General features: G+C 71.3%; 11 protein-coding genes and 1 pseudogene. 3 read left to right on the forward strand and 9 right to left on the reverse strand.

The genetic code is table 11. The features are described 5' to 3' along the window. Positions 1–582: 582 nt before the first annotated feature. Positions 583–1,875: a tyrosine--tRNA ligase gene (gene tyrS, locus AB0J36_RS33870; protein WP_357134727.1), complete on the reverse strand. Its 1,293-nt coding sequence runs from the start codon at positions 1,873–1,875 to the stop codon at positions 583–585. An 81-nt stretch (positions 1,876–1,956) separates the two neighbouring features. Here tyrS and AB0J36_RS33875 point away from each other — a divergent pair, with 81 nt between their 5' ends. After that, a complete protein-coding gene (locus AB0J36_RS33875; protein ID WP_357134687.1) occupies positions 1,957–2,364 on the forward strand; it encodes a PaaI family thioesterase in 408 nt (135 codons plus the stop codon). Positions 2,365–2,377: 13 nt separating this feature from the next. Here AB0J36_RS33875 and AB0J36_RS33880 read toward each other — a convergent pair whose 3' ends face one another. The 3 genes from AB0J36_RS33880 to AB0J36_RS33890 all read right to left on the reverse strand — a co-directional run bounded on the left by AB0J36_RS33880 (position 2,378) and on the right by AB0J36_RS33890 (position 4,996). Continuing rightward, positions 2,378–3,718, reverse strand: coding sequence for a hemolysin family protein (locus AB0J36_RS33880; RefSeq protein ID WP_363661571.1), 1,341 nt, complete (start codon positions 3,716–3,718; stop codon positions 2,378–2,380). Between the two features lie 126 nt (positions 3,719–3,844). Next, entirely contained in the window at positions 3,845–4,486 is a 642-nt protein-coding gene (locus AB0J36_RS33885) for a hypothetical protein (RefSeq protein ID WP_357134690.1), read from the reverse strand. A gap of 15 nt (positions 4,487–4,501) precedes the next feature. Beyond that, a complete protein-coding gene (locus tag AB0J36_RS33890; protein ID WP_357399138.1) occupies positions 4,502–4,996 on the reverse strand; it encodes a GNAT family N-acetyltransferase in 495 nt (164 codons plus the stop codon). Positions 4,997–5,132: 136 nt separating this feature from the next. Here AB0J36_RS33890 and AB0J36_RS33895 point away from each other — a divergent pair. Further along, a pseudogene (locus AB0J36_RS33895) lies at positions 5,133–5,228 on the forward strand (universal stress protein); the annotation flags it as partial. Here AB0J36_RS33895 and AB0J36_RS33900 read toward each other — a convergent pair. The 5 genes from AB0J36_RS33900 to AB0J36_RS33920 all read right to left on the reverse strand — a co-directional run bounded on the left by AB0J36_RS33900 (position 5,221) and on the right by AB0J36_RS33920 (position 9,228). Then, on the reverse strand, positions 5,221–5,856 hold the full coding sequence (locus AB0J36_RS33900) for an FMN reductase (RefSeq protein WP_357134694.1): 636 nt from the start codon (positions 5,854–5,856) through the stop codon (positions 5,221–5,223). The pseudogene AB0J36_RS33895 and the gene AB0J36_RS33900 overlap by 8 nt on opposite strands. After that, the gene (locus AB0J36_RS33905; protein WP_357175928.1) at positions 5,853–6,995 is read right to left on the reverse strand and encodes an LLM class flavin-dependent oxidoreductase; all 1,143 of its coding nucleotides are present in this window, start codon (positions 6,993–6,995) and stop codon (positions 5,853–5,855) included. The genes AB0J36_RS33900 and AB0J36_RS33905 overlap by 4 nt, the downstream gene beginning before the upstream one ends. 151 nt (positions 6,996–7,146) lie before the next feature. After that, positions 7,147–7,422 carry a ubiquitin-like small modifier protein 1 gene (locus AB0J36_RS33910; protein ID WP_357134698.1) on the reverse strand — a complete coding sequence of 92 codons (276 nt, stop codon included), beginning with the start codon at positions 7,420–7,422 and terminating at the stop codon, positions 7,147–7,149. Between the two features lie 2 nt (positions 7,423–7,424). Then, the gene (locus AB0J36_RS33915; protein ID WP_357175925.1) at positions 7,425–8,510 is read right to left on the reverse strand and encodes an exo-alpha-sialidase; all 1,086 of its coding nucleotides are present in this window, start codon (positions 8,508–8,510) and stop codon (positions 7,425–7,427) included. Positions 8,511–8,586: 76 nt separating this feature from the next. After that, positions 8,587–9,228 (reverse strand): DNA-3-methyladenine glycosylase, encoded by a 642-nt coding sequence (locus AB0J36_RS33920; protein ID WP_357134701.1) that lies wholly within the window; start codon positions 9,226–9,228, stop codon positions 8,587–8,589. Between the two features lie 176 nt (positions 9,229–9,404). Here AB0J36_RS33920 and AB0J36_RS33925 point away from each other — a divergent pair, with 176 nt between their 5' ends. After that, positions 9,405–9,854, forward strand: coding sequence for a hypothetical protein (locus AB0J36_RS33925; protein WP_357134702.1), 450 nt, complete (start codon positions 9,405–9,407; stop codon positions 9,852–9,854). The last annotated feature ends 75 nt before the right edge of the window (positions 9,855–9,929 follow it).

Genomic DNA, 9,929 nt, shown 5'->3' on the forward strand with positions numbered 1-9,929 from the left:
CCCACCAAAAGCAGGCTGCCAGTCCGGGGTATAAATCATAATTGGCACTGGCTTTACAAGCACCCTGTTGAGTTCTCAAAGAACAACCACACACCAACTCGAAGCCCCATCGCTGAGGCCCCAACCTGGGGCTTTTCGCTCCGCGTCCCCGGCGCTTTCAGCGCCAGGCACTTTTACTACGTTACCCGCTGGTTTCTGCCGTGTCAAACCGGTGTTTCCCGGTTCGTCGTGCTTACTGCCGTGTTGCGGGCACCATGGTTCGACCGGCTCGCGCCGTTCTCGTCATGGGTTGGCAGGCCGGCCGCAGCGGTTACCCGCTTGCTCGCCCGTTTCCCTGCCGACTGACTACCTTACCCGGTCGGTTCCGCCGCACCAAATCCGCCTCGCGGCGTTTCCGTGAGCACCACCCGGTCGGCGATCTGACGGTAAAGCCGTCCGACCCCGAGGCCGTCACCACGCTCCGGCCGCTTCAGGCTTTCGCCTGTTTCGTCCGTTCCGCGCTGGCAGAGAGAAAGTTACGCGTCCGGCCCGATGATCGTCAAATCCGTCGGACGCGTCCCCCGTCACATCGTCGACGATCGACTATTCCCCCAGCTCAACGCCCGCGAACGACCGCTTTCCCCGGCGCAGCACCAGGTATCGGCCGTGCAGGAGGTCGCCGGTCGACACCGTGGCGTCCACCTCGGTCACCCTCGTGTTGTTCACGTAGGCGCCGCCCTCGGCGATGACCCGACGGGCCTCCTTGAGGCCGCTCACGAGCCCGGAGTCCCGCAGCAGACCCGCCACGTCCGGCAGTTCGCCGGTGAGCCGCACGAGCCCGGCCTCGGTGAGCGCCGCGCGCAGCGTCTCCGCTGCCAGGTCGTCGAGCGAGCCCCGCCCGAACAGCGCCTGGCTGGCGGCGACCGCCTGCCGGGTCTCCTCGGGGCCGTGCACCAGCGTGGTCAGCTCCTCGGCCAACGCCCGCTGGGCGAGCCGGGCCGCCGGCCGTTCGGCCGTCGCCTTCGCCAGCTCCTCCAGCTCGTCGCGCGTACGGAAGCTGAAGTACCGCAGGTAGCGGTCGACCTCGCGGTCGTCGACGTTGAGCCAGAACTGGTAGAACGCGTACGGACTCGTCAGCGTGGGGTCGAGCCAGACCGCCCCGCCCTCGGTCTTGCCGAACTTCGTACCGTCGGCCTTGGTGACCAACGGCGTGGTGAAGGCCTGCACCGGCCCCGCGCCGCGCCTCCGCACGTAGTCGACGCCCGCCGTGATGTTGCCCCACTGGTCGGAGCCGCCGAACTGGAGCTGGCAACCGTGCCGGCGGTGCAGTTCGAAGAAGTCGTTCGCCTGCAGCAGCTGGTAGCTGAACTCGGTGAAGCTGATACCGGTTTCCAGCCGCGCCCGCACCACCTCCCGCGCCAGCATCTTGTTCACGGGGAAGTGCTTGCCGACGTCCCGGAGGAAGTCGACCACCGACATCTCACCGGTCCAGTCCAGGTTGTTGACCAGCTGCGCCGCGTTGTCCCCGGTGTACGACACAAAGGGCGCGAGCTGCTCGCGGATCCGCTCGACCCAGCCGGCGATCACCTCGGGCGGGTTGAGCGTCCGCTCGGCGCTCTCCTTCGGGTCACCGATCTGCCCGGTCGCCCCGCCCACCAGCAGCAGGGGGCGGTGACCCGCGAGTTGCAGCCGCCGGGCCGTGGTGACCTGCATGAGCGAGCCGACGTGCAGGCTCTGCGCGGTGGGGTCGAAGCCCACGTAATAGGTGGTGGCCGTCGCGCCGTCGAGCAGCTCACGCAGCTCGTCGAGGCCGGTCGAGTCCTGGATGAGGCCACGCCAGAGCAGGTCGTCGGTCAGGGAGTCCCGCCCGGACGGCGGGAGGTTGCTGTCGGTCACGGTCACCGATTCTCCCCCATCGGCGGCATCGACCCGTACCGGGTTTGGAGCGACGCGCCCGGTTACGCTTGCGCCCCGCTCTTGGAGGAGGGTTCTGCCGTGGAGATGCCGGATCTGACGGGTGGTTTCGTCAACCTGCTCGGCCTGAATTTTGAGGAGGCGACCGGCGACCGCGTCGTCATCAGCTGGCAGGTCCGTCCGGAGCTGCACCAGCCGTTCGGCATCCAGCACGGCGGGGTGTACTGCTCGGTCGTGGAGACGGCGGGCAGCGTCGGCGGTTCGCTCTGGCTGGGCGACCGGGGCACGGTGGTCGGGGTGTCGAACCAGACCGACTTCCTGCGGGCCGTGCCCGAGGGCGAGCTGCGGGCGGTCGGCACCCCCGTGCACCGGGGGCGCAGCCAGCAGCTCTGGCAGGTGGAGATCAGCGACGCCAAGGAGCGCCTGGTCGCCCGCGGTCAGGTCCGGTTGCAGAACCTCTCGCGCGACTGACCGGCGGGCCCGGTCAGCTCCGGGCCTCGTCCAGCACCGGCTCGACGGCCTCGTCGGCGTCGGCGGCGGCGGCGTCGTCGGCGGCGGGGACCTGCCGCAGGCGTACCCCGGTGATGGCCCGGTGGTCGATGTCGGCCACCGTCAGTACCCAGCCGTCCAGGGTGACGTCCTCCCCCGCGACGGTCGGGATGTGCCCGAGTCGGGCCAGCACCAGCCCGGCGACGGTGGTGTAGTCGCCGGCCGGGCGCGAGGGCAGCTCGACGCCGATGTCCGGCAGGTCGTGCACCGGGAAGGTGCCGGGCAGCACCATCGCGCCGTCCGGTTCGCGGCGCACCGAGTAGCCGTCCCGGTCGGTCTCGTCGTAGATCTCCCCGACGATCTCCTCCAGGATGTCCTCCAGGGTCACGATGCCGTCGACGGCGCCACGCTCGTCCACGACGAGCGCGATGTGCTGGCGCTCGGCCTTGAACTGGCGCAGCGCGTCCACCACCGGCAGCGAGTCGGGCAGCAGCATCGGCGGGCGGGCGATCTCGTCGATCGGCCGGTCGTCGGGCACGCCGACCAGGTCGCGCAGGTGGATCACGCCGGCCGTGTCGTCCAGGCCGCCGTGGCGCACCACCGGCGCGCGGGAGTGCCCGGTGGCGGCCAGCACGAGCCGCGCGGCCTCCGCCGTGGTCCCGCTGTCGAGCGTGAAGACCTGCAACCGGGGTACGAGCACCGCCCGCAACCGCCGGTCGGCGATCTCCACCGCGCCGGCGATGATGGTGCGCTGTTCCTTGGTGAAGCCGTGGTTGCCGGCGACGATGTCGCGCAGCTCGTCCGGGCCGATCTCCTCGGGCTCGTGCTTCGGGTTGAGCCCGAACAGGCGGACGACCAGGTCGCTGGTCGCGCCGAGGGCCCAGACGGCCGGGCGGGTGAGGCTGGCGAGCACGTCGAGCGGGCGGGCCACCAGCAGGGCCCACCGCTCGGCGGACTGCATGGCGATCCGCTTGGGCGCCAGCTCGCCGAAGACCAGGGTGACGAAGGTCAGCGCGAGGGTGACCACCACGATCGCCACCGTCTCGGCGGCGTTGCCGAACATCCCGAGCAGCGGCACGAGGGGCTTGGCGAGGGAGACCGCCGCCGCGGCGGAGGCCAGGAAGCCGGCGAGGGTGATGCCGATCTGGATGGTGGCGAGGAAGCGGTTCGGGTCCTTGGCGAGCCGGGCGAGCACCCCTCCGGCCCGGCTGGTGCGTTCGAGGCGCTGGATCTGGCTGTCCCGCAGTGACACCAACGCCATCTCGCTGCCGGCGAAGAGCGCGTTGATCACGATCAGGATCCCGACCAGGGCCAGTTGGCTCCCGTAGCTCTGCACGCCCGGTTCGCTCCCTCTGCGATGGTGACGCCGGCCGTACGCACGGCGCCCGCCGGTCGACGAGGCCGCCCGGCGTACGCGCTTCTGTGCCCCGTGCGGGGTCGGCCGAACCCTGCCGGGGTGACGCTACGCCGATTCGGCTGCGGGTGACGCGGGCAGGTCGAGGACGTACGAGTCGCCCTCGGGCCGGAAACCGAGCCGGTGGTAGTAGGGGGCGACCATGCCGGGCGGGCTGACGACCCGGTGGAAGCCGCGTTCGGTGAAGAGGCGGCTGCGCCGGTAGACGAACTCGCCGGGCGTGAAGTCCCGGAACTTCGGGGTCACGTAGTCCAGGTCGATCTGGGCGACCCCGCGTGCCTCGGCGTGCGACAGCACCACCCCCACCACCTCGTCGGCGGTGACCACGAGGAAGGCCGAGCGGTCGGCGGCGGCCGGATCCCAGTGGAAGTCGGGGTTGAAGCGGGCGATGTCCGACCCGTGCACCCGCAGCGTGTGGGCGAGGAACTGGTCGTCGACCCCGACCTGGACCACCTGGTAGGTCTGCTCGTCGTGGCGGGTGGCGAGCATTCCCCGCAGGTACCAGATGTTGATCACCGCGAGGACGATGTTGAGCCCGACCATGGGCCACACCTCGATGGCGGCGTTGTAGCCGATCAGCACGGCGCAACCGACGAGGTTCAAAGCGCGCAGGCGCAGGATGCGCGACTGCAGCAGCGACCAGACCAGCACCGCGGAGCCGGCCCAGCCGACCAGATCCAACCAATTCACCCCGCGAGACTAGTGCTAGCCCAGGTCAGGGGCGTCGGCGGGCAGCTCCAGCAGCCACTCCTCGACCTCGGTGCCGCGCCCGTTGGCGTACCCCGAGTCCTCGCCGACCACGACGAACCCGCACTTGCACAGCACCGCGAGAGAGGCGGCGTTGTCCTTCGCGGCCCGGGCGTGCACCGGCCGGGGCAGCTCGCGCAGCAGCGCGGCCAGGGCCTCGGTGGCGTAGCCCCGACCCCAGCGGGTCGGGTCGATCCAGTAGCTGACCTCGGTCTGGTCGTCGACCGGGAAGGCGCTCACGTAGCCGACCACCTCGCCATCGGCCTCGACGGTGCGGACCCGGTTCGCCGGGTTGGTGAGCACCCGCGCCCAGTGGCGGGCGAACTCGCGGTGGTCGGACGGGTCGGCGGGACCGAACGCGGCCATCCGATTCGCTTCGGGATCCTGCTGGTGCAGGAAGAACTCCACGAGATCGTCCTCGCGCACCGGCCGCAGCAGCACCTCAAAAGTCACCCGGCGAGAGTAAGCCCCACCCCCGACACCCCCGCTTTCGCCGATCTTGCACTTCCTGTCGCGACACAAGCTCACCAAGACGACATTCCGCCAACAGAATCTGCAAGATCGGCGTCGGAGTGGGGGCGGCGCGGCGCGGGGGCAGTTCGAAGGGCTGCTGCTCGGCTCGGTCGGTCAGGCCGCCGTCCACCACGCGCACTGCCCGGTGCTGGTGGCCCACCCGGTCAGCTGACCGGGGCGTCGCCACCTCGGCCGAGCATCTGCAGGAAGTCGGTGGTGAGGGCGAACGGGTCCGCCGGGCCGCTGGTGGGCGGCCGGCGTTCGACCTGGTCGGCCAGCTCCCCGGCGGCGCGCCGGATCCGGCCCCGCAACGCGCCGTCGGCGGTCCCGTCGGACCAGTCCTCCGGTGCGGCGAAGACCGCCGTGGGGACCACCACCGCCCGCAGGTAGCTGAACATCGGACGGACCGCGTGCTCCAGCGCGAGGGAGTGCCGGGCGGTGCCACCGGTGGCGGCGATGAGCACCGGCCGGTCGACCAGCGAGCCCGCGTCGAGGACGTCGAAGAACGACTTGAACAGCCCGTTGTACGAGGCGCTGAAGATCGGGGTGACGGCGATGATGCCGTCCGCCCCGGTCACCGTGTCGATGGCCTCGCGCAGCGCGGCCGGCGGGAACCCGGTGAGCATGTTGTTGACGACGTCGTGGGCGTACTCGCGCAGGTCGATCGCGCGCAGCTCGGCGTCGTGGCCCCGCCGGACCAGCTCGTCGCGGGTCGCCCCGGCGAGCTGGTCGGCGAGCAGCCGGGTGGACGAGGGCTGGCTCAGCCCCGCCGACACCACGGCCAGCGTGCGGCGGGTCATCGGGTCGCCCCCTCCGGCGCCTTGCCCGTCACGTCGTCGACGGCGTGCACGGTGCTGTCCTTCGCGCCGCCGGCCGCGGCGACGAGCGAGGCGTGCGTGGGCGCGTCCGGCACGTGCGCCGGGCGCAGGGCGGCGAACTCCTTGCGCAGCACCGGCACGACCTCCTCGCCGAGCAGGTCGAGCTGCTCCAGCACCGTCTTGAGCGGCAGGCCCGCGTGGTCCATCAGGAACAGCTGCCGCTGGTAGTCGCCGACGTACTCGCGGAAGCCGAGCGTCCGGTCGATGACCTGCTGCGGGCTGCCCACGGTCAGCGGGGTCTCCCGGGTGAACTCCTCCAGCGACGGCCCGTGCCCGTAGACCGGGGCGTTGTCGAAGTACGGCCGGAACTCCCGGACGGCGTCCTGCGAGTTGCGGCGCATGAACACCTGGCCGCCGAGGCCGACGATGGCCTGGTCGGCGGAGCCGTGGCCGTAGTGGGCGTACCGCTGGCGGTAGAGGCCGACCATCCGCTGGGTGTGCTCCTTGGGCCAGAAGATGTGGTTGGCGAAGAAACCGTCGCCGTAGTACGCGGCCTGCTCGGCGATCTCGGGGCTGCGGATCGAGCCGTGCCAGACGAACGGCGGCACCCCGTCGAGCGGGCGCGGCGTCGAGGTGAAGGACTGCAACGGCGTGCGGTACTTGCCCTTCCAGTCGACCACGTCCTCGCGCCACAGTCGGTGCAGCAGGTCGTAGTTTTCGATGGCCAGGGGGATGCCGGCGCGGATGTCCTTGCCGAACCACGGGTACACCGGGCCGGTGTTGCCACGGCCCATCATCAGGTCCACCCGGCCGTCGCTCAGGTGCTGGAGCATCGCGTAGTCCTCGGCGATCTTCACCGGGTCGTTGGTGGTGATCAGCGTGGTCGCGGTGGACAGCAACAGCCGCTCGGTGCGGGCCGCGATGTGACCGAGCATGGTGGTCGGGGACGACGGGACGAACGGCGGGTTGTGGTGCTCCCCGGCGGCGAAGACGTCGAGCCCGACCTCTTCGGCCTTGAGTGCGATGGCGACCATCGCCTTGATCCGCTCATGCTCGGTCGGCTCCCGACCGGTGGTCGGATCGACCGTGACGTCACCGACGGTGAAGACTCCGAACTGCATGACCAGCTCCTCGCGTGTCAACCGGATGCCGTCGTGGTACCCGGACGCAGCTCACAACTTATTTGACGAGTCAACTATTCCATCGGCAGGACGTCGCGCAGTGGCGCCGGTCACCACCGCAACCGGACACCACGTCGCAGAACCGGCTCGCTCAGCCGCCCGCCACGGAGGGCAACACCTGCACTTCCGCGCCGTCCACGACCGTCGTGGCCAGACCTCCGGAATGCCGGCAGTCCTCCCCGTCGACGAAGACGTTCACATAGCGGCGCAGCTCACCGCGCTCGTCGCGGATCCGCCGGGCCAGCCGGGGATGCGCGACGGCAACCTCATCGAGGACCGCCCGCAGCGTCCCGGCGGCGGTGACGGTCAGCCGACTCGCGCCCCCGGCCTCGCCGCGCAACGGGCCGGGCAGCAGCACGGTGACCACGCTCAGACCTGCGCGGCGCGGACGCAGAGCACGTCGGGCAGGTGGGTGGCGACCGACGACCAGGAGTCGCCCTCGTCGCGGCTGGCGAAGACCGACCCGGAGCGGGTGCCGAAGTAGACCCCACCCGGCGTCGCGTCATCGGCGCACATGGCGTCGCGCAGCACCGCCGGATAGAACGGCCCCTCGGGCAGCCCCACCGACTGCGCCTCCCACTTGCCGCCGGCGTCGACGGAACGGAACACCCGGCAGCGGTGATCGGCCGGAAACCGCTCACTGTCGGCCACCAGCGGGAAGGTCCACACCGTGCCGCCGCGCCCGGGGTGAGCCACCATCGGGAAGCCGAAGTCGCTGGGCAGCCCGTCGGCGATCGAGGACCAGGTACGGCCGTCGTCGTCGGAACGGTAGACGCCGTGGTGGTTCTGCGCGTACAGCCGCTCGGGATTGTCGGCGTCCCGGGCGACCTTGTGCACGCACTGGCCGAACTCCGGCCACTCGTCGGGCATGAAGTAGGCGCGGATGCCGGTGTTGCCCGGCGCCCAGGTCGCCCCGGCGTCCTCCGAGCGGTAGACCCCGCCGGTGGACATGGCGACCAGCAGTCGAGCCGGGTCACGCGGGTGGGGCAGCACGGTGTGCACGGCCTGACCGCCGAACCCGGCCTCCCACTGCGGGCGGTGCGGGTGATCCCAGAGGGAACGGACCAGCTCGAAACTGCGGCCGCCGTCGGTGGACCGGAACAACGCCGAGGGTTCGGTGCCGGCCCAGATGACGTCCGGCTCGTCGGGGCCGGCCGGCATCAGCTGCCAGACCCGCCCGAGGGAGACGCCGGTGTCGGCCGGGAACGCGACCGGCGCCTGGTCGGGCTCGTCCCAGGTGGCGCCGAGGTCGTCGCTGGTGGCGACACTTGGGCCGAAGTGCGAGCTGGTCATGCCGGCGAGCAGCCGCGGGGTCGAACGGCGGGCGTCCACCGCCACCGAATAGACACCGGTCATCGGAAAGTGCGGACCGGTGATCTCCCAACTGCGCCGATCGTCGGCGCTGGTGGCGAGAAACAATCCCTTCGCGGTGCCGATCGCGAGCAGAGTTGCCATGACGTCCTCCGAAACCGTCGGTGAGCAGGTTCGGTGATTATGGCCACACCCTCCGACAACCTCCGTCGCGGCGCGCTCAGCGGCGGACGCGGGGCACGTGCCGCCGGTACGCGCTGACCGTCGGATCGCCGTCGAGCCAGAACCGCCAGGGCAGGTCGTGCGCGCCCGTCACGCCGACCCGGGGCCCCGCCGTCACCGCCTCCTCCGGTACCGGCTCGGCGGGCGGTCGCAACCGGACCGGGCCGTCGCCGAGCAGGTACGCGCCGTACGCCGCGCGGTCGATGCCGAGCGTGGCGCAGAGCCGGGCCGGCCCACGGGCGAGGTCCACGTCGCGCCGCACGGCCGGCCGGCGCTCGCGTGCCGTGGTCACGCCGTCGATGACCGCGCCGGCGCGCAGCAGCACGGCGGCGGCCTCCCCCTCGTCACCGGTGACCACGTTCACGCACCAGTGCATCCCGTAGGTGAAGTAGACGTAGGCGTGCCCGGCGGGACCGAACATCACCGCGTTGCGGGGCGTCCGGCCCCGGTGGGCGTGCGAGGCGGGGTCACCGGCCGTGCCCGCGTACGCCTCGACCTCGGTGATCCGGACGGTGACGCCCCCGGCGGTGAGGCGGCAGCCCAGCAGGCCACGCGCCGCCGGCAGCAGCGGGCCGGCGAGCAGGTCCGCCAACTCGGCCAGGCCGGCGTCGGCCGTGCGGTCGTCCGGCAGGAGTTCCATGGACCGAACGGTACCCAGGCCACGCGCGGGTCACGCCGTTCGACGATCCCGGGGCCACCGGGAGGCTCACCAAGGTTCACCTTCTCGCCATCCGAGCCGCCGAAACCCGCGCCGCCCCCGGGGGGTGTTTCCGGTGTCGTCGCAGGGTGCGGCGACACATTGGGAGAGGAACCATCATGACCGTACGCACGATCCGTCGCCCCCTGCTCGCGATCGGCCTGGCCGCGGCCGGGGCGGTGCTGGCTCTCGCTCCGTCGGCCAGCGCCAGCGCCCCGCAGAGCGCGGCGATCGACGGCGCCCCGCTGAGCGCCGTCGCACTGGGCGGCAGCGGCAAGATCGACGCCAGTGGGGCGGCGGTCTTCGTCCCGGTCACCCTGACCTGCTCGCAGCCGACGCAGGTCGACCTGACCGTCAAGGTCGCCCAGGCGATCGGAGACTCGATGCGCACCGGCACGACCAACCGCAAGGTGTTCTGCGACGCCACCACCCAGAAGGTGCGGATCGCGGTGACCGCCACCGAGCGCCCCTTCGCGCCGGGCGTCGCGTTCGGTGTGGTGACCGGAAACTCCTGCGACGCACTGTGCAACTCCATCACTGACGAGCACCGGTTCGACCTGGCGCTCTGAGTCGTGGCGGTGGGGGGGGGGCGGGGAGGGGCACCCCCCACCCACACACGCGGGTAAAGAAAACCAGGATTATGG

Origin of the sequence: Micromonospora sp. NPDC049662 (genome assembly GCF_040675055.1) — a bacterium.
Classification (GTDB): domain Bacteria; phylum Actinomycetota; class Actinomycetes; order Mycobacteriales; family Micromonosporaceae; genus Micromonospora.

Coding starts and splice junctions, on each gene's coding strand:
- AB0J36_RS33900 (WP_357134694.1), bottom strand. CDS start 5,856: ATGACCCGCCGCACGCTGGCCGTGGTGTCGGCGGGGCTGAGCCAGCCC.
- AB0J36_RS33905 (WP_357175928.1), bottom strand. CDS start 6,995: ATGCAGTTCGGAGTCTTCACCGTCGGTGACGTCACGGTCGATCCGACC.
- AB0J36_RS33915 (WP_357175925.1), bottom strand. CDS start 8,510: ATGGCAACTCTGCTCGCGATCGGCACCGCGAAGGGATTGTTTCTCGCC.
- AB0J36_RS33920 (WP_357134701.1), bottom strand. CDS start 9,228: ATGGAACTCCTGCCGGACGACCGCACGGCCGACGCCGGCCTGGCCGAG.
- AB0J36_RS33925 (WP_357134702.1), top strand. CDS start 9,405: ATGACCGTACGCACGATCCGTCGCCCCCTGCTCGCGATCGGCCTGGCC.